The organism is Paenibacillus sp. FSL W8-1187 (assembly GCF_037965485.1).
GTDB lineage: Bacteria > Bacillota > Bacilli > Paenibacillales > Paenibacillaceae > Paenibacillus_O > Paenibacillus_O pasadenensis.
Window position 1 is genome coordinate 2,491,170 of sequence record NZ_CP150181.1, and the last position, 16,710, is coordinate 2,507,879.

Genomic DNA, 16,710 nt, shown 5'->3' on the forward strand with positions numbered 1-16,710 from the left:
TTTTGTTCATCGTCCTCTCCGGCTGCCTGTTCATCTGGGGCAGGAGCCTGTTCGTCGATCACTCGGAGCCGGCAGGAGCCGCGATCGGGAAAGGTATCGGTGCTGCGCCATGAAAATTGTGATAGGGGCCGTGCTTGCGGCCGCGCTCGCTGCCGCGGCGGCGCTGGGAGGTCGAGCTCTCGTCCGGACCATGCTGAAGGAGGCTGAAGGGACGGACATCGTGCCGGAGGACGTGCCGCTCGAACGGCTGCCGGCCGAACTGGAAGGGCTGCGGCTGCTGTTCATCAGCGACATCCACCGCCGCCGGCTCGAGCCGGATCTGCCGGAGCGGATCGAGGCGCTCGGAGGGGCGGAGCTCGTGCTGATCGGCGGCGACGTCCGGGAGACGGGCGTCTGCCTCGAGCAGGTGCGGTCGAACATGGCGCTGCTGCGGAGCATCGCCCCGGCCTATGCCGTCTACGGCAACCACGATTACGACGGCGAGATCGAGGAGCTGCGGGCCGCGCTCGAGCAGGAGGGAGTGCGCGTGCTCCGCAACCGGCATGAGTACGTCGCCGTGCCCGGCCGATCGGCCTTCCGCCTCGCGGGGACGGACGATCCCCGGACGAAGCGCGACCGTCTGCGCGAAGCGCTTGACCTGTCCGATGAGGCGGCGACGGCCTTCTCGCCTCGCCCCGAGCCCGGCGGATCGATGCCGTTCACCGTGCTGCTCGCGCATGATCCGATTCTCGCGCATCGCAGCCGGCACGAGGGCATCGAGGCCGACCTGATGCTGTCCGGACATACGCACGGAGGCCAGATCATCCTGCCGCTGCTCGGCCCGGCGATGCGCAGCTCCAGCGTGCGCAAGTTCCGGGCGGGCTGGTTCGACTTGCCGGCGCCCGCCGCGCGAAAAGCCGGACCTCGAAAGGTCCGGCTGCTCGTAAGCTCCGGATACGGCACCTCCAAGGCGCCGCTGCGGCTGAACTGCCCGCCGGAGATCCATCTGCTCCGGCTCGCGCGCTCCGTGGCCCGGAGCTAGCGGCCGGCCGGTGCGCCGGGGCGCTCGATCGTCGCGGGATCGATGAAGCCGTAGCCTTTTTCCTCGAGCTTGGTCAGCAAGGAGTCCAGGCCGTCGGCCGTCCACTGGAGCTCGTGCATGAGGATGTTGGCGCCAGGGTGGAGCTGCGACAGCACCTGCTCGATGACGAGCTGAGGATCCTTCTTCGTCGCCTTCAGATCCCAGTCGAGCGATCCGTTCGACCAGGTCATGTACAGCATTCCTTCTTCCTTCGAGACCTGCTTGCCGACCTCTCCGCCCGCTCCATGCGGCGGCCGGAAAAACTCCGGACGCTGTCCGATCGTCTTCTCCACGATATCCTGCACGTCGCCGAGCTGCTTCTGCACCTCGGCTTTGCTTTTTTTGCTCAGCACGACATGATCCCAGGAATGGTTGCCTACCGTCTGGCCGCGGTCGTGGATCAGCTTCAGCAGCTCGGGATGCTCCTCGACCCGATAGCCGTTGACGAAAAAGATCGCCTTGGCGCCGTGCTTGTCCAGCGCGTCCAGCATTTGCGTCAGCATGGCCTCTTCCTTCGGGCCGTCGTCGAAGCTCAGCAGCACGACCTTGTCCGGAGCGTCGCCGATCGGAGCGAAGCGGAACGTCTTGTCGCTCATCCGGTACAGCGTCTCGGCCGTTTCGGGCGCGGGGGAAGGCAAGGCGGACGGCGACGGAGAAACGCTCGGCGATGCGGAAGGCGACGGCGCTATGGTCGCCGCGGAGGCGGCGGGACTGGCGACAGAAGCCGCAGGGGACGCGGCCGGGCTGGAGGCCGGAGCTCCGCTTCCCTCGGAGCATCCGGCCAGCAGCAGCAAGGCTGCCGCGCCGCAGGCGGCAAGGCGCCGCGGCGCCGCGTAGTGACGATAGTTGGTCAAGAAGATTCCCTCCAGATGCCTGATTGTGGAGCGGCGGCCGGCAGCTCGGCCGGTCACGCCCAAGATGCTCATTCTACCATAATAACCGACGCGCCGCCGCATGAAACCCGGTCGGAGAGGCAGCGGCATGAACCGGCTGCGGAATGGACAAGCTACCGGCATCAAGTCGAAGCGAAGACGCTCTTGCGTCTTACCCGAAGGAGGAGATGGCCTTGAGGCTGGGAAGTTTCATTGCTGGTGGAATCGCAGGCGCCGCAGCGGCGCTGTATGTCGCGCGCAAGCGTCCCGGATTGGCGGCGGCGGCCGGTGTCGCGGCCGGCCAGCTGTGGTCGGGCGTCGTGAGGAAGTCGATGGCGGGGGCGCTCCGTCAAGGGATGGGGACGATCGGCCGCTCGGCCAAGCCCGTCGCGCCGGAGCCGGCCGTGTCCGAGCGCCGGGCGGAGCCGGCCGCCGCCCATGCCGGCGACGCCCAGGCGTGGGCGCAGATCGCGGCGCTCGTAAGCAGCGATCCCGCGGTCAAGAAAGAGACCGACAAGCTGCTGGCGGAGGCCGGCGCCTCCATGCCGCATTGACTCTCCCGACAGCCGCCACGCCCTATGGGCGGGACGGCTGTTTTTTTGCCGTTCGGATGCATTCCTCCGCGGGAAATGGTAATATAGTCATATGGCACGTATGCCGCACCTTATGGCTTGTGCATCATACGCTGTTATATCCGATGCTGCAGAGGAGGATCCTGTCATGAAGATCGAACGGCTGGGGCAAGACAAAATTCGCATTTTTCTGACGTTCGACGACCTGCTGGAGCGCGGGATCCAGAAGGACGACATGTGGCGCGAGATACCGAAAGTGCACGAGCTGTTCAGCGAAATGATGGACCAGGCTTATTCGGAACTCGGCTTCGACGCCAACGGACCGCTGGCCGTCGAGGTGATCGCCATGCCCGCTCAAGGCATGGTCGTCATCGTGACCCGCGGCAAGGTCAATGTCAGCAGCAACGGCCGAATGGACGAGGACGAAGCGGACGAGGAAATGTACGAGATGGAAGTGACGCTGGAATCCAGCGACACGATCATGTATTCGTTCCGCGACTTCGAGGACGTCATCTCTGCCGCCAAGCAGCTGAAGGCTTCCGGATTGACCGAGGAGGGCAAGCTTCATTCCTACCACGGACGCTGGATTCTCGCCTTCGACACCGCCCAGGCGGATGCCGGCGTGCAGAACGCGATGATCGCGGTGCTGGCCGAATTCGGCGAGGCGACCTCCGTCACCTCCGCGGTTTTGGACGAATACGGCAAAGTGATCATGCCCGCCGACGCGGTCCGCGAGCTATGCCATCATTTTTCTTAACCATCCCAGCGACAATGAGCATTCGCGTTCGCCGGCCTGCCGGAGCGAGTGCTCCTTTTTTGTGCTGATCCTATAGCGATTCCCCCGAAGGAGGCGTGACAACGCTTGCTGCTGTTCTCCATCCTGACTGCCGCGATCGCGCCGGGAGTCGCGCTGCTGACCTATCTTTACCTCAAAGACCGATACGACAGCGAGCCGATCCATCTCGTGCTCAAGCTGTTCCTAACCGGCATGCTGATCGTCGTGCCTGTCATGGTGATCCAGCGAGGCTTCGAGCTGTGGCTCGGCAGCCATCCGGTGTTCTTCTCCTTCGGCCTGTCCGGCGGCGTAGAAGAACTGGCGAAATGGTTCGTCCTGTACCATATCATCTTCAACCATACGGAATTCGACGAGCCTTACGACGGCATCGTCTATGCGGCCAGCATCTCGCTCGGCTTCGCGACGCTCGAGAACATCCTCTATGCCGTGTACTATCCGTCCACCTTCACGACCCTCATGCTGCGCGCGCTGCTGCCGGTGTCCGGCCATGCGCTTTTCGGCATCATGATGGGCTATTATTTCGGCAAGGCCAAGTTCGCTCCTCGACGCAGCGTTCGCGGCCTGCTGGCGCTGTCGCTCGCGCTCCCGGTCGTCTGGCACGGCCTGTACGACTGGATCCTCACCTCGGATGTCAGCGAGATCGCGTGGGGCATCATCCCGTTCATGGCGTTCCTCTGGATCTGGGGGCTCGTCAAGATCGGGCGCGCCAACGCGCGCTCCCCGTTCCGCATCGTCGGACGCGAGGAGGAGGTTAAGCTCTGACGGATCGGTCCATACTGCGAATAGAGAGGACCGATCGCGAAAGAGAGGAGGCATGTCATGGAGGAGGCGAGAGTCAAGGTGAGCATCCGCTGCCGCATCTGCGGCGAGAAGTTCGTCCTGCGCGGCAGGAGGGACGGAGCGAGGGTGGACACCGGCTTCAAGCAATGCCTGTGCAACAACACCGACGATTTCGAAATCGAAGAAATGCCGATATAAGCGGTGCATAAAGCTCCTTCCCTCTACCCAAACTAACCCCAGGTTTGGCAGAAGAAAGGAGCTTGTGCTTTATGTACCAACGACTCAGCAGCGTGCTCTTTCCCGTCATGACGCTCCTGCTCATCGGCGCGGCCTACTGGGGATATCAAGAGCATCAGGAAAAGAATTCGATCCTCATCAAGGCGGAGAACCAATACCAGAAAGCTTTCCACGATCTGAGCTATCACATGGATCGGCTCCATCACCAGCTCGGCACGACGCTGGCCGTCAATGCCGGCTCGCAGAACTTCCAGCGCAAGAGCCTCGTGAACGTCTGGCGGCTGACGAGCCAGGCGCAAAGCGAGATCAACCAGCTGCCGGTCCGGATGCTGCCGTTCCAGAAAACCGGCGACTTCCTGTCCCATATTTCCAACTTCGCCTACAAGGCGTCGATGCGCGACCTGACCAAGCAGCCGCTGACGGACGGGGAGATGAAGACGATGCAGACGCTGTTCGACAAGTCGTCGGAAATCAACCGCGACCTCGAGCAGGTGCAGAACAAGGTGCTGCAGGACAAGCTCCGCTGGATGGACGTCGAGACGGCTCTGGCCGCCGACCGCCAGCAGTCCGGCAACGCGATCGTCGAAGGCTTCAAGACGGTCGACTCGAAGGTCGGCCAGTTCGATTCGATTGACTGGGGGCCGACGGTAACGAGCCTGTACGAGAAGCGGACCGTCAGCATGCTCTCCGGCAAGCCGGCGACGCCGGAGGAGATCAAGCGCAAAGCGGCCGAATTCCTCGGCCTCGGCCCGGACGCTCCGATCAAGGTGACCGAGAACGGCAAGGGCACGCCTTACGCCTCTTACTCCGCGATTGTCGAAAAGGGCAGCGGCAAGGACATCGCGATGGATTTCACCTACCGCGGAGGCGACCTGCTCTGGTTCGTCAAGCCTCGCGACATCGCGGACAAGAAGCTGAAGCTGGCCGAGGCCAAAAGCGGCGCCGCGAAGTTTCTGGACAAGCACGGATACAAGGATATGGAAGCCGTCACCTACGACGAGTTCGGCAACGAAGGCGTATTCACCTATGTCGCCAAGCAGGACGGCGTGCTGCTTTATCCGGACAAGCTGACCGTCAAGGTCGCGCTGGACGACGGCGAAGTCGTCGGCCTGCAGGCAGGCGATTACGTCTACGCCCACAAGAAGCGCGACCTGGCGAAGCCGGCGCTCGCCGAGACCGAGGCGCGCAAGGGCTTGACCGAGGCGATGGGCGGCAAGGCCGGCCGTCTGGCGCTGATCAAGAACGAGGACAACGAGGAAGTGCTGTGCTACGAGTACAAAGGCAAGAGCAACGGCTTCACCTATCGGGTCTACATCAATGCCGAGACCGGCGCCGAAGAAGCGGTCGAGGAGATTCCCGAAGCCTGAGCGGCGCGCGTTCCGCCGCTTGCGAGCGGCCGGGTCCGCAGCCGACCCGGCCGCTCCATTCCATCTGGCTCCCTTTCACCCGACATGCTATAATCATGGCATCAAGGGGAGGGGGGCCTTTTTTTGCTGCCTAGAATCAACGATTTCCTGTTCATCCAGGTCGCTTCCTCCGACGAAGAGGAAGCCCAGTCCGTCTACAAGTCCAGGGTGGCGGATGAGGACGCGGATTCCTTGTACATGGAGATTCCGATTCATGAGCCGAGCGGCAAGCTCCGCAAGCTGTATCTGGGAGACGAGCTGTCCATCTTCATCATCAGCCCGGACGGAGTCAAGCATTATTTCAATTCCTACGTGACCGGCTATCGCGACGACGTGCTGCGCCTCGTCCGCATCCGCAAGGCGGAGGAGAGCAGCATGACCCGCATCCAGCGCCGCAGCTACCTGCGCGTGCCGGCCGAGCTGGAGCTGGCCGTGAGCGCGCGCGGACAGAATCGCTTCATCGGCATCACCGACGACGTCGGCGGCGGAGGCATCTCGTTCTATTGCGAGGCCAGCCGGCTGCTGGAGACCGGCATGGAGCTCGAGTGCTGGCTGCTCGTCCCGTTCAAGAACGGCGTCGTGGAGCATGCCTTCTTCAAAGGCGAGGTGATCCGGGCCAAGATGCTCGAGAACGGACGCAAGCAGGCGATGGTCAAGTTCACGACGATCTCCGAGCCGGACCGTCAGAAAATCATCCGCTGCTGCTTCGAGCGGCAGCTCGAGCTGCGCAAATAGGCCGGAAAGCTCCGGCGCCTTTCCCCGCATAGTTTTCCTTTTCAGGCACAAGCTAACAGCGGCGGCCCGGCACGCGGCGGGACGGCGGGAGGGGGAGAGGATGAAGCGGCTCGATGCGCCTACGGCTTGGCTGGCGGCGGCGGCAGCGGCGCTGCTCGCGGCGGCGGTGCTCGCTCAGGCTGGACTGCATGCGCTGGGCAGGCACCCTGGCTTCTCCGTCTGGAGGGCGGACGAGGGCGAGCGTCTCGGACAGTTGATTTGCGATAGGGCGCTAACCGTTTTGCATCCATCCGTTGACTGTGATATAATCGACGGGCAGGCAAAGCCTGCTTTTTTACTGATTTTGGATGACTAACGTAACCTAGATGCTGCTTGGAGGAACCGATCTTGACTATCCATCACGACGGGATGGACGAACGCATCAACATCGCGATCGACGGACCCGCCGGTGCCGGCAAGAGCACCGTTGCACGGAGCGTTGCCGAGGCATTAGGCTATATTTATATCGACACGGGAGCCATGTATCGTGCCGTGACCTGGAGCGCCAGGGAAGCCGGGCTGGATATCGAGAACGACGAAGCCGTGACCGCCCATGCCCGCAAGCTCGACATCCGGCTCGCGCCCGGCCCCGACGGGCAGGTCGTCCTGCTGGGCGGCGAGGATGTGACGAGCCGGATCCGCTCCAGAGACATCAATCTCCACGTTTCCCGGGTCGCCGCGATCGACGGCGTCCGCATCCGGCTCGTCGAGATGCAGCGGGCGCTCGCCTCCGCCAAGGGCGTCGTCATGGACGGCCGCGACATCGGCTCTCACGTCCTGCCGGACGCGGAGCTCAAGGTGTATCTGACGGCGAGCGTGCAGGAGCGCGCCCGCCGGCGCCATCTGGAAGCCGGAGACGCGCTCGGCATCTCGCTCGAGCAGATGGAGCGGGAGATCGAGGAGCGGGACCGCAAGGACATGGGACGGGCCGTATCGCCGCTGCTGCAGGCGGACGACGCGGTGCTGCTCGACAGCACGGGCATTCCGGCGGACGAGGTCGTCTCGAGAATCCGGGAGATGGCGCTCGAGAAACTGGCGGAGGCGAAGCAGGATGCTCTATGAATTTTGCCGAGGCGTCCTGAGAGGCGCTTATGCCGTGCTGTTCCGGCTGAAGGCCGAAGGGCTGCAGCATGTTCCCGCGGACGGGCCGGTCATCCTGTGCTCGAACCACATCAGCAACTTCGATCCGCCTACGGTGGGGATCAAGCTCGACCGCAAGGTCCACTACATGGCCAAGGCGGAGCTGTTCGAAGTGCCGGTGCTGGGCAAGCTGATCCACGGTCTCGGCGCTTTTCCCGTCAAGCGGGGCGGCGTCAGCAAAGAATCGATCCGCACGGCGATCACCCTTCTGAAAGAAGGCGGCGTGATGGGGATCTTCCCGGAAGGGACCCGCAACAGCGGCGGGGACGCGGCCAAAAAAGGCGCGGCCATGATCGCCATGCGGAGCGGAGCGACCGTCATTCCGGTCGCGATCGTCGGCTCTTACCGATTGTTCGGCAAAACCCGCGTCATCTACGGTCCTCCGGTGGATTTGACCGAATTCATCCATTCTTCTTCCGGAGACACGCTGGAGCAGGTCACAGCCAAGATCATGAGCGACATCGCAAAGCTTCGCGAACGAGCATTGTTTTAATCCCTTATTCCTGATTCAACAGTGCAATTTGGGTTTAAATAAAGTTGGGGTATGAACTGAGGAGGTAATTTCGATGTCAGAAGAAACAAAAATCCAGGACTCTGTCCAAGAATCTCAGCAAGGTCTCAGCCAGGATGAGCTGGAGAACATCGTCACCCTGAAAAAGGGCGACATCGTAACCGGCACCATCGTGAAAGTCGAAGACAACCAGGCTACGGTAAGCCTCGGTTATAAATATGACGGCATCATTCCGCTGCGCGAGCTGAGCTCCGTTCAGCTGGACAGCGCGAACGACGCCGTCAAGCTCGGCGATGAGCTGACCCTCAAGGTCATCACGATCGATGACGAGAAGGAAAAGCTGCTGCTCTCCAAAAAAGCAGTGGACGCAGAAAAGTCCTGGGACTCCCTGCAAGCGCAGTTCGAAGCCGGCGAGGTTCTCGAAGTGACGGTTGCAGACGTAGTCAAAGGCGGTCTTGTCGTTGACGTCGGCGTACGCGGATTCATTCCGGCATCGATGGTCGAGCGTCATTTCGTCGAAGACTTCAAAGACTACAAAGGCCGTACCCTGAAAGTGAAGATCAAGGAAATCGACCGCGAGAACAACAAAATCATCCTCTCCGCCAAAGAAGTTCTGGAAGCGGAATTCGAGCAAAACAAGCAAAAGGTCATGGACAGCCTGCAAGTGGGCCAAGAGCTCGAAGGCACGGTGCAACGCCTGACTCCGTTCGGCGCATTCGTCGACATCGGCGGAGTAGACGGACTGGTGCACGTATCCGAAATGTCCTGGCAGCATGTGGCGCATCCGAAGGATGTCGTCTCCGAAGGCCAAGCGGTACGCGTGAAGGTGCTTAAGCTGGATCCTTCCGTCGGCAAGATCAGCCTCAGCATCAAAGCCGCTCAGCCGGGTCCTTGGGAATCCGTGAACGGCCAGTTCAAGACGGGCGACATCGTAACGGGTACGGTTCGCCGTCTCGTGAACTTCGGCGCGTTCGTCGAGATCGCGCCTGGCGTCGAAGGTCTCGTGCACGTTTCGCAGATCGCTCACCGCCATGTGGCTACGCCGCAGGAAGTGCTCAAGGAAGGCCAAGAAGTCAAGGCAAAAATCCTCGACTTCAATCCGTCCGAGAAGCGCGTCAGCCTGAGCATCAAAGAAACGGAAGAAGCTCCGGAGCAAGCTCCTCGTTCCGAGCGTCCTGCTCGCGAGCGTTCCGACCGCGGCGGCTTCAAGGAGAAGATCGACAATCCGAACGTCTCCCTGAGCAACCAAAGCATGAGCTTCAACCTCGGCGAGCGCTTCGGCGACAAGCTGAGCAAGTTCAAAAACTAATCGTCATTTCCAAAAGCCCTGTTTCGCCTTCTGGCGAAACAGGGCTTTTTTGGCTGATAATCCCCCGCCGCTACGCGCATAATAGCCGGGTGGAGGTGAAGCCAATGGCGGCCATCAGCGATGGATTCGCAGCGGCGCAGGTCGCGCTCATCGGGCTCATATTGCTGGCAAGCGGCTGGAACAAAGAAGCGGCCGGCGGACTGAAGGCGAGGCATGGAGCGGCGGCGCTGGCGGTGCTTTGCGCGCTCTCGCCCGTATGGATTCCGCTGGGGAGCAAGCTCGTCGTGAACGGAGCGGCGATCGCTCTCGTTTTCTTTGCTCTCTGGACGCTGCAGCGGCATATCCGCGCATCCGACCGGCTTTATTTGCTCGGATGCGCGTTTTTGCTCGGCTTCCTGCTGATCTGGCTGGACAGCCTGTTTCTGGCTGCGCCGCAGCTCGTCCTCGCGCGCAGCGGCTGGGACGCGGCATTGATCGGCGGCGCCCTGGCCGCGCTGCTGTCGCTTCGGGCGCCGGCGCAGCTCGTCATTCTGACGGGAGCGGCGACGCTCGTCTCCCTTTATCCGCTGCTCGCCGACAGCTGGCAGGGACCGGTCGCCGTCGGCGATGCGGCAGGGTGGGATCGGCTTGCGCTGGCGGCTGCCGCCTGCAGGCTGTCCTCGCTGGCGATCGCAGCGGCCGCCCGCCAGCTCGCTCGCCTGCTGGCGGGGCGCGAACGACAACCCGAAAGAGAGGTGTAGCCGATGCTTCGCCAGATCCAGGACTATTTTGAAGCGAACCAGATGGTCGCCTCCGTGCTGATCGGCATCGGCTTCGGCGTCATTGCCCGGCTGCTGCTGCTGCGCTCCGACTATCGCCAGTACCCGACGTTCCCGCATGGCCAGATCATCCATCTGTCGCTCGGCTTCATCGCGTCCGCGCTCGGAGCGGTCGCGGTGCCGGCGCTGTACCAGAAAAACCTGACGGCGATCACGTTCCTGACCGTAGCCGCCCAGCAGTTCCGCGACGTCCGCAACATGGAGCGGGAGACGCTGTCGAAGATGGATTCGATGGAGCTCGTTTCACGCGGCACATCCTATATCGAAGGCATAGCGATGGTATTCGAGGGAAGAAACTATCTCGTCATCCTGGCGGCGATGACGGCAAGCTTAGGCTCGGTAGCGATCAACGTCTGGGCAGGCCTTCTGGGCGGGCTGCTTGCGCTCGCGGCGGTATGGAAGCTGCGCTCCGGCAAGTCGGTGTCCCATATCGCGGACGTGCAGGCCGGCGAGCTGCGGATGGACGGACCGGATCTGTATGTGGACGACATCTACATCATGAACGTCGGCCTGGAGAGCGACCAGCAGATCATCCGCGAGCGCGGGCTCGGCCTCGTGCTGGCTCCGCGCAATGCCAATGGACGGGTCACGCTGTCCAACATCGGCCAGCGGCAGGCGATCCTCTACGATCTGTCGACGATTCTCGGCGTGCATCGCGATACGGGCGAGCCGGCGCTGCTGCCGATGGCCAAGCTGGACATGGACTCCGGCCGGCTCGGCGTGTTCATCCTGCCGCATGAGAAGGACGAATCGAAGGCGCTTGAAATCGCGGGAAGGGTGCCGCTGCTGGAGACGGCGGTGCGCATGCCTTCCAAGGCCGGCGTCAACCAGGAGGCGAAGGACAATGGCTAGAATCGTGGCGGTCGTCAGCTCGAAAGCGGACGCGACGCTCGGCGGAGGCGCGCCCGTATTCATTGAAAACGAGCCGGAAAAAGCGGAGCAGACGGCGTTTCTGCTGGAGAAGATTCTCGATGCGAACGCTCATGACCTCAAGAATGGAAGCTACATCCTCGTCGACCATAAAGGCTGATCCGGTCTTTCGTCTTGCGGCGAGGAGCCTGAAAAGTTAGCCAACTCAGCTGTTTTTTGCTATGATGGAAGGCGTGAGAATTTTTGAGAGGGTGTATGTTATGGCAAGACCCGTAATAGCTATCGTGGGCAGGCCGAATGTGGGAAAATCCACGATCTTCAACCGGGTCATAGGCGACCGCCTGGCGATCGTGGAGGACAAGCCCGGCGTCACGCGTGACCGGATCTATGGAACCGGTGAATGGAATGGAAAATCCTTCAGTATCGTCGATACTGGCGGAATTGAATTGGACGGCGAAGACGAGATCATGAAATCCGTCCGCATGCAGGCGGAGCTCGCGGTCGAGGAAGCGGACGTCATCATCTTCATGGTGGACGCCAAGACCGGACTGACGCTGGCCGACGAGGAAGTGGCGCAGATGCTGTTCCGCTCCCGCAAGCCGGTCGTCGTCGCGGTCAACAAGGTCGACAACCATGGCCGAATGGAAGATATCTATGAGTTTTTCGGCCTCGGATTCGGCAGTCCGATCGCGATCTCCGGCTCGCACGGCACCGGCATCGGCGACCTGCTCGACGAAGCGGTGTCCAAGCTGCCGGAGCTCGAGGAAGACGGGTATGACGAGGATGTCATCAAGGTGGCCCTCATCGGACGCCCGAACGTCGGCAAATCGTCGCTCGTCAACGCGCTGCTCGGCGAGGAACGCGTCATTGTAAGCGATGTCGCGGGCACGACGCGCGACGCGATCGACACTCCGTTCGAAAAGGACGGACAGCGCTACGTGCTCATTGACACGGCCGGCATGCGCAAGCGCGGCAAGGTGTACGAATCGACCGAGAAGTACAGCGTCATGCGGTCGCTGAAGGCGATCGAGCGCGCGGACGTCGTGCTTATCCTGATCAATGCCGAGGAAGGCATCATCGAGCAGGACAAGCATATCGCGGGTTATGCCCACGAAGCCGGCAAGGCGTCGGTCTTCGTCGTGAACAAGTGGGACGCGGTGGACAAGGACGACAAGACGATGCAGTTGTTCTCCCAGAACATCCGCGACCACTTCCTGTTCATGACATACGCGCCGATCGTCTTCCTGTCCGCCTTGACCAAGTCGCGGCTGCACAAGCTGCTGCCGGTCATCAACCACGTCTCGGAGCAGCATGCGCTGCGCATCCAGACGCATCTGCTCAACGACGTCATCTCCGATGCCGTCGCGATCAATCCGCCGCCGACCGACAAGGGGCGCCGCCTGCGGATCAACTACGTCACCCAGGTCGCAGTGCGGCCGCCGACGATCGTCATCTTCGTCAACGCGCCGGAGATCATGCATTTCTCCTATGAGCGATATCTGGAAAACAAGATCCGCGCCGCGTTCAATTTCGAAGGCACTCCGGTCCGCTTGTTCACCCGCCGGAAGTCGGACGAGGATTAGGAGAGAATGGCCTTGCTGACAACCATCCTTGCGATTGCAGCCAGCTACGCGCTAGGCTCCGTCTCGTTCAGCATTCTGATCGCCCGCTACTTCAAGGGCATCGACATCCGCCATCACGGCAGCGGCAACGCCGGGGCGACGAACACGCTGCGCGTGCTCGGCAAAGGTCCCGGCATCGCGGTGTTCGTCCTTGACATCCTCAAGGGCGTCGCCGCGGTATGGATCGGCCGCTTGGCCGCTCCGGACGTCGACTGGCTGCCCGCCGTCTGCGGGCTTGCCGTCATCGCCGGGCACAACTGGCCGATCTTCTTCCGCTTCCGAGGAGGCAAGGGCATCGCGACGATGATCGGCGCGATGGTCTCGCTTGCTTTCATACCTTCGCTGTATGCCGGCATCATCGCGATCCTGCTCGTCGCCATCACGCGCTATGTCTCGCTGGGCTCGCTCGTTTTCGCCCTGCTGACGCCATTATCCATCTTTCTTCTGATCGGCATCGGACCGATCTTCTGGACATCGGCCGTGCTGTGCGTGTTCGCGTTTGTCCGGCATCGGAGCAACCTCGTCAAGCTGTACAAGGGCACGGAGAACAAGCTTGGCGCAAAAAAGCCATGAGGGGGCCGCTATGAAGCAAACGGACGGCTCGCCTCGCGAGCTCAAAAAAGCGGCCGTGCTCGTCGCCGGCAGCTGGGGCACGGCCCTGGCCGCCGTCCTGGCGGCGAACGGCCATGAAGTCGTCATGTGGACCCGGAGCGCCTCGCAGGCCGCAGAAATCCGGGACTCGCACGCCAACACGAAATACTTGCCCGGAGCGGCGCTGCCGGACAATCTGACGGCGACGACCGACATGGCGGAGGCGCTGAAGGACGCTCGGCTCGTGCTGTTCGCGGCTCCGAGCTCGGCGATGCGCCAGGTCGCCTCGGCGGCCGCTCCCCTGCTCGATCCGGATGCGGTCATTGTCCACGCGGCCAAAGGCTTCGAGATCGACTCGCTGGAGCGCATGTCGCATGTGCTGGCGGAGGAGCTTGGACGCCCGCTGGAGACGATCGTCGTGCTGTCGGGACCGAGCCATGCGGAAGAAGTGGTGAAGCAGCTGCCGACGACCGTCGTCGTCGCCTCGGAGGCCGAAGGCTATGCCGAGCAGGCTCAGGACGCCTTCATCAACTCCTGCTTCCGCGTTTATACGAACCGGGACGTGATCGGCGTCGAGGTCGCCGGCGCGATCAAGAACATCATCGCGCTCGGAGCGGGACTGTCCGACGGCCTCGGCTTCGGCGACAACGCCAAGGCCGCGCTGCTCACGCGCGGACTCGCGGAGATCGGCCGGCTCGGCCAAGCGATGGGGGCGAACATGATGACGTTCGCCGGCCTCGCCGGCGTCGGCGATCTCGTCGCGACCTGCACGAGTCCGCATAGCCGCAACTGGCGCGCCGGCTCGCTGCTCGCAAGCGGGCTGTCGCTGGACGAGGTGCTCGCTAAGGTCGGCATGGTCGTCGAAGGCGTGCGCACGACGAGATCGGCTCGCTCGCTCGCCGCCCGCTACGGCGTCGAGATGCCGATCACCGACCAGCTGTATGAGGTGCTGTTCCAGAACAAGGCTCCGCGCGAGGCGGTAGAGAGCCTGATGCTGCGCGACCGCACCGGCGAGCTCTAGCCCGGCCGGGCGTCTGTCCTTCCGGGCAGCTCGCCCGCACCTCCCGGCGCCTGCGCTCATAGGATGATGGCAGAGCGGTTATGCCGCCGGATCCACCCGGCGTCTATAGCCCCATCATTCCTGGGGAGGGCGACACGATGGGCAAGAACTCGCCGAAGGACATCCTGAGCGCGGTCAACAAAAAGACGGGCAAGAACATTACCGAAAATCAGGTCAAGAAGCTTGCCAGCGGCGTCACGCCGGATACGATGCAGAGCGAGGAAGAGCTCCGCAAGCTGGTGAAGCAGGTCGCCAGCATGGCCAAAGTTCCGGTATCCGAGCAGACGATGAACGATATCGTCAAGGCGGTCAAGAGCAGCGGCATGAGCATGGGGAACCTGGAGACGCTGATGAAGATGATGATCAAAAAATAAAGGTATTCCGTACGGAGAGAATTGGGGCCGGTACCGCCGCGGCCGCGGCAGTGCCGGCCTTTCGCGCGGCCGTTGCCGGACAAGCTTTGCGTGGCCGCCGAGCTCCGTCGGAACAGGGATGGGAGTGTCGGAAGATGGATCCGATGACAGTCATGTGGATCTCTCTGATCGGAATCGGGATGATGGTCATTTCGGCTCTGATGATTACGTTCGCCCGCGCGAAGACGCGAGGCATCCTGCGTGGAGCGCTCTCGCTGATCGCTTTCGTGCTGCTCGTCATCGGCTTTTTGCTGGGCGTATTTTCCATCATTGCGTAGACAGGGAGGCGATTCGAGGTGATCAAGCTGCAAGGGCGCACCCGACTGACGGAGACGCCGGCGGTCAAGGGCGCGACGCTGCTCGAGCTCGCATTGAAGGCGAAGGCGGAGTGGGGCTCCTCCTGCCGGAGAGGCACCTGCGCGCGCTGCCGCTGCCTGATTGTGGACGGCATGGATCAGCTCGAGCCGGTCACCGACGCCGAGTGGGACAGGCTGGAGCCGGAGGAATTTGATCAGGGCTACCGCCTTTCCTGTCAAGCGGTCGTCCGCTCCGACGAAGCGGTCATTGAAGTGCGCCACAAGCCTTATTTCTAAAGGAGAGTCGGGAAGCGTGGTCCAAGTCACGTTTTGGCCTGAGGGCAGATCGGTGCGGGTGCGCCCGGGCACGACGCTGCTGGAAGCGGCCCGGCTCGCGGGACGGCCGATCGCGGTCCGCTGCGGCGGTAAGGCCGCTTGCCTCATGTGCAAGCTCGGCGTGCATCCGGAGCACGGCGAGGCCGGATTGTCCCGGCCGACGCCGCAGGAGCGGCATAAGCTCGGCGAGGGCGGAGAGACGCGGCTCGGCTGCCAATGCCGAGCGGTCGGCGATTGCCACGCCGTGCTGCCGGAAGACCCGCTCAAGGCGGCGGTGCGCCGTCAGCTCGAGCGTCAAGCCGAAGAGGACGACGACAGCTGGCTGCGTTCTTTTCGCATGAAGGATCAGGAGGAACCCCAATGAACAAAGCAACTGCGGCAAGCGCCGCGCGGATCGAGGCTGCAGGCAGGCGGCTGCTGGCGGCGGCGGCGATCGCAAGCATGGCGACGCTGCTGTCGGGCTGCCTCTATCCTCGGGAGCAGCTCGGCCAGAACCAGCTGCCGGCCAAGGACGCCGTCGCCGGCGTGCAGGCGGTCGTCGACCTGTATCAACAGGAAACGGGACTGCTTCCGCTCAAAAACGCAACGGCGGAGACGCCGGCTTACGAGAAGTTCGCCGTCGATTTCGGCAAGCTGCAGCGCAGCCGCTATCTGTCGGAGCTGCCGGCCGCCTCGTTCGAAAAAGGCGGAAGCTACTACTTCCTCATCCAGAACGAGGAGACCGATCCGACCGTCAAGCTGATGCCGCTGCCTGTGTTCCAGGCGGTGAACGACATGCAGGCGGAGATCGCCCGTCTCGTCCGCGGAGGAGGAGCCGTTCCGCTCGGAGAAAGCCTTTATCCAGGCTTCTACCGGATCGACTACGGCAAGCTCGGCCTCAAGGAGCCGAAGCTGCGGAGCGTCTATTCCGGCGGCGCGCTGTCGCTCATGGCGGACGAGCGGGGCAAGGTCTACGCCGATTACGGACCCGATCTGATGCGTGCGGCTCAAAAGCGCGGACTTAAATCGATCGGGCCCGATGTCGACCTGCGCTCGCTGCTGGCGGAGGACACCGACTTCGTGCCGGTCAAATCGCCGGTCTATCATCTGATCGATCAGGAGCCGGTTCCGCAGCCGGACCCGTCCTGACCTCTTTGAACCTCTCTCTTGCAGGATGCCCGGGCATCCTGCAGGAGAGAGGTTCTTTTCGATTCGGCCGGGGCATATCATACATTCTTGAAAGGTCGGGTCGGTCCGGATCGGGATGC

At 62.6% G+C, this 16,710-nt stretch carries 23 protein-coding genes; 22 read left to right on the top strand and 1 reads right to left on the bottom strand.

Features of this window, described 5'->3' with window-relative positions:
* The first annotated feature begins 109 nt into the window (after positions 1-109).
* Positions 110-1,021, top strand: coding sequence for a metallophosphoesterase (locus NYE40_RS10680; RefSeq protein WP_339279880.1), 912 nt, complete (start codon positions 110-112; stop codon positions 1,019-1,021).
* On the opposite strand, the gene NYE40_RS10685 is transcribed toward NYE40_RS10680, so the two are convergent.
* On the bottom strand, positions 1,018-1,914 hold the full coding sequence (locus tag NYE40_RS10685) for a polysaccharide deacetylase family protein (RefSeq protein ID WP_244912796.1): 897 nt from the start codon (positions 1,912-1,914) through the stop codon (positions 1,018-1,020). The two genes, NYE40_RS10680 and NYE40_RS10685, sit on opposite strands and share 4 nt — an antisense overlap.
* Positions 1,915-2,126: 212 nt before the next feature.
* On the opposite strand from NYE40_RS10685, the gene NYE40_RS10690 reads away from it, so the two are divergent.
* The 21 genes from NYE40_RS10690 (at position 2,127) to NYE40_RS10790 (ending at position 16,591) form a co-directional block, all read left to right on the top strand.
* Positions 2,127-2,486 carry a hypothetical protein gene (locus NYE40_RS10690; protein ID WP_028599802.1) on the top strand — a complete coding sequence of 120 codons (360 nt, stop codon included), beginning with the start codon at positions 2,127-2,129 and terminating at the stop codon, positions 2,484-2,486.
* Between the two features lie 166 nt (positions 2,487-2,652).
* Positions 2,653-3,261 (top strand): genetic competence negative regulator, encoded by a 609-nt coding sequence (locus NYE40_RS10695; RefSeq protein ID WP_028599801.1) that lies wholly within the window; start codon positions 2,653-2,655, stop codon positions 3,259-3,261.
* A 105-nt stretch (positions 3,262-3,366) separates the two neighbouring features.
* Positions 3,367-4,062: a glutamic-type intramembrane protease PrsW gene (gene prsW / locus NYE40_RS10700; protein WP_028599800.1), complete on the top strand. Its 696-nt coding sequence runs from the start codon at positions 3,367-3,369 to the stop codon at positions 4,060-4,062.
* Between the two features lie 57 nt (positions 4,063-4,119).
* Positions 4,120-4,278 carry a hypothetical protein gene (locus tag NYE40_RS10705; RefSeq protein ID WP_164820118.1) on the top strand — a complete coding sequence of 53 codons (159 nt, stop codon included), beginning with the start codon at positions 4,120-4,122 and terminating at the stop codon, positions 4,276-4,278.
* Positions 4,279-4,349: 71 nt separating this feature from the next.
* Positions 4,350-5,684: a germination protein YpeB gene (ypeB, locus tag NYE40_RS10710; RefSeq protein WP_028599799.1), complete on the top strand. Its 1,335-nt coding sequence runs from the start codon at positions 4,350-4,352 to the stop codon at positions 5,682-5,684.
* 123 nt (positions 5,685-5,807) lie between these two features.
* Entirely contained in the window at positions 5,808-6,458 is a 651-nt protein-coding gene (locus NYE40_RS10715) for a flagellar brake domain-containing protein (RefSeq protein WP_028599798.1), read from the top strand.
* A gap of 100 nt (positions 6,459-6,558) precedes the next feature.
* Positions 6,559-6,813, top strand: coding sequence for a hypothetical protein (locus NYE40_RS10720; RefSeq protein ID WP_028599797.1), 255 nt, complete (start codon positions 6,559-6,561; stop codon positions 6,811-6,813).
* A 53-nt stretch (positions 6,814-6,866) separates the two neighbouring features.
* Complete coding sequence (gene cmk, locus NYE40_RS10725; protein ID WP_043111592.1) at positions 6,867-7,559, top strand: (d)CMP kinase; 693 nt, start codon at positions 6,867-6,869, stop codon at positions 7,557-7,559.
* Positions 7,549-8,130 carry a lysophospholipid acyltransferase family protein gene (locus tag NYE40_RS10730; protein ID WP_028599795.1) on the top strand — a complete coding sequence of 194 codons (582 nt, stop codon included), beginning with the start codon at positions 7,549-7,551 and terminating at the stop codon, positions 8,128-8,130. The genes cmk and NYE40_RS10730 overlap by 11 nt, the downstream gene beginning before the upstream one ends.
* A gap of 73 nt (positions 8,131-8,203) precedes the next feature.
* Positions 8,204-9,457: a 30S ribosomal protein S1 gene (rpsA, locus tag NYE40_RS10735; RefSeq protein WP_028599794.1), complete on the top strand. Its 1,254-nt coding sequence runs from the start codon at positions 8,204-8,206 to the stop codon at positions 9,455-9,457.
* A 104-nt stretch (positions 9,458-9,561) separates the two neighbouring features.
* Positions 9,562-10,197 (top strand): hypothetical protein, encoded by a 636-nt coding sequence (locus NYE40_RS10740; RefSeq protein ID WP_028599793.1) that lies wholly within the window; start codon positions 9,562-9,564, stop codon positions 10,195-10,197.
* 3 nt (positions 10,198-10,200) lie between these two features.
* Positions 10,201-11,127, top strand: a complete 927-nt coding sequence (locus NYE40_RS10745) for a YIEGIA family protein (RefSeq protein WP_028599792.1) — start codon at positions 10,201-10,203, stop codon at positions 11,125-11,127.
* Positions 11,120-11,305 carry a hypothetical protein gene (locus NYE40_RS10750; RefSeq protein ID WP_028599791.1) on the top strand — a complete coding sequence of 62 codons (186 nt, stop codon included), beginning with the start codon at positions 11,120-11,122 and terminating at the stop codon, positions 11,303-11,305. The genes NYE40_RS10745 and NYE40_RS10750 overlap by 8 nt, the downstream gene beginning before the upstream one ends.
* A 100-nt stretch (positions 11,306-11,405) precedes the next feature.
* Positions 11,406-12,728, top strand: a complete 1,323-nt coding sequence (gene der, locus NYE40_RS10755; protein ID WP_028599790.1) for a ribosome biogenesis GTPase Der — start codon at positions 11,406-11,408, stop codon at positions 12,726-12,728.
* 12 nt (positions 12,729-12,740) lie between these two features.
* The gene (gene plsY / locus NYE40_RS10760) at positions 12,741-13,340 is read left to right on the top strand and encodes a glycerol-3-phosphate 1-O-acyltransferase PlsY (protein ID WP_028599789.1); all 600 of its coding nucleotides are present in this window, start codon (positions 12,741-12,743) and stop codon (positions 13,338-13,340) included.
* A 10-nt stretch (positions 13,341-13,350) separates the two neighbouring features.
* Positions 13,351-14,379 carry an NAD(P)H-dependent glycerol-3-phosphate dehydrogenase gene (locus NYE40_RS10765; RefSeq protein WP_052333428.1) on the top strand — a complete coding sequence of 343 codons (1,029 nt, stop codon included), beginning with the start codon at positions 13,351-13,353 and terminating at the stop codon, positions 14,377-14,379.
* Between the two features lie 137 nt (positions 14,380-14,516).
* The gene (locus NYE40_RS10770) at positions 14,517-14,792 is read left to right on the top strand and encodes a stage VI sporulation protein F (RefSeq protein ID WP_028599787.1); all 276 of its coding nucleotides are present in this window, start codon (positions 14,517-14,519) and stop codon (positions 14,790-14,792) included.
* A 134-nt stretch (positions 14,793-14,926) separates the two neighbouring features.
* Positions 14,927-15,109, top strand: coding sequence for a DUF2768 family protein (locus NYE40_RS10775; protein ID WP_028599786.1), 183 nt, complete (start codon positions 14,927-14,929; stop codon positions 15,107-15,109).
* Between the two features lie 18 nt (positions 15,110-15,127).
* Positions 15,128-15,424 (top strand): 2Fe-2S iron-sulfur cluster-binding protein, encoded by a 297-nt coding sequence (locus NYE40_RS10780; protein WP_028599785.1) that lies wholly within the window; start codon positions 15,128-15,130, stop codon positions 15,422-15,424.
* A gap of 16 nt (positions 15,425-15,440) precedes the next feature.
* A complete protein-coding gene (locus NYE40_RS10785) occupies positions 15,441-15,827 on the top strand; it encodes a 2Fe-2S iron-sulfur cluster-binding protein (RefSeq protein WP_052333427.1) in 387 nt (128 codons plus the stop codon).
* Positions 15,824-16,591: a hypothetical protein gene (locus NYE40_RS10790; RefSeq protein ID WP_052333426.1), complete on the top strand. Its 768-nt coding sequence runs from the start codon at positions 15,824-15,826 to the stop codon at positions 16,589-16,591. Before NYE40_RS10785 ends, NYE40_RS10790 begins: the two co-directional genes overlap by 4 nt.
* The last annotated feature ends 119 nt before the right edge of the window (positions 16,592-16,710 follow it).

Excerpts from the sequence above, each read along its gene's own strand:
- NYE40_RS10740 (WP_028599793.1), top strand. The coding sequence starts at position 9,562 with ATGGCGGCCATCAGCGATGGATTCGCAGCGGCGCAGGTCGCGCTCATC.
- NYE40_RS10720 (WP_028599797.1), top strand. The coding sequence starts at position 6,559 with ATGAAGCGGCTCGATGCGCCTACGGCTTGGCTGGCGGCGGCGGCAGCG.
- NYE40_RS10750 (WP_028599791.1), top strand. The coding sequence starts at position 11,120 with ATGGCTAGAATCGTGGCGGTCGTCAGCTCGAAAGCGGACGCGACGCTC.
- NYE40_RS10770 (WP_028599787.1), top strand. The coding sequence starts at position 14,517 with ATGGGCAAGAACTCGCCGAAGGACATCCTGAGCGCGGTCAACAAAAAG.
- NYE40_RS10775 (WP_028599786.1), top strand. The coding sequence starts at position 14,927 with ATGGATCCGATGACAGTCATGTGGATCTCTCTGATCGGAATCGGGATG.
- NYE40_RS10705 (WP_164820118.1), top strand. The coding sequence starts at position 4,120 with ATGGAGGAGGCGAGAGTCAAGGTGAGCATCCGCTGCCGCATCTGCGGC.
- cmk (WP_043111592.1), top strand. The coding sequence starts at position 6,867 with ATGGACGAACGCATCAACATCGCGATCGACGGACCCGCCGGTGCCGGC.
- NYE40_RS10790 (WP_052333426.1), top strand. The coding sequence starts at position 15,824 with ATGAACAAAGCAACTGCGGCAAGCGCCGCGCGGATCGAGGCTGCAGGC.
- NYE40_RS10765 (WP_052333428.1), top strand. The coding sequence starts at position 13,351 with ATGAAGCAAACGGACGGCTCGCCTCGCGAGCTCAAAAAAGCGGCCGTG.
- NYE40_RS10695 (WP_028599801.1), top strand. The coding sequence starts at position 2,653 with ATGAAGATCGAACGGCTGGGGCAAGACAAAATTCGCATTTTTCTGACG.
- NYE40_RS10745 (WP_028599792.1), top strand. The coding sequence starts at position 10,201 with ATGCTTCGCCAGATCCAGGACTATTTTGAAGCGAACCAGATGGTCGCC.
- rpsA (WP_028599794.1), top strand. The coding sequence starts at position 8,204 with ATGTCAGAAGAAACAAAAATCCAGGACTCTGTCCAAGAATCTCAGCAA.
- NYE40_RS10730 (WP_028599795.1), top strand. The coding sequence starts at position 7,549 with ATGCTCTATGAATTTTGCCGAGGCGTCCTGAGAGGCGCTTATGCCGTG.
- ypeB (WP_028599799.1), top strand. The coding sequence starts at position 4,350 with ATGTACCAACGACTCAGCAGCGTGCTCTTTCCCGTCATGACGCTCCTG.
- der (WP_028599790.1), top strand. The coding sequence starts at position 11,406 with ATGGCAAGACCCGTAATAGCTATCGTGGGCAGGCCGAATGTGGGAAAA.
- NYE40_RS10680 (WP_339279880.1), top strand. The coding sequence starts at position 110 with ATGAAAATTGTGATAGGGGCCGTGCTTGCGGCCGCGCTCGCTGCCGCG.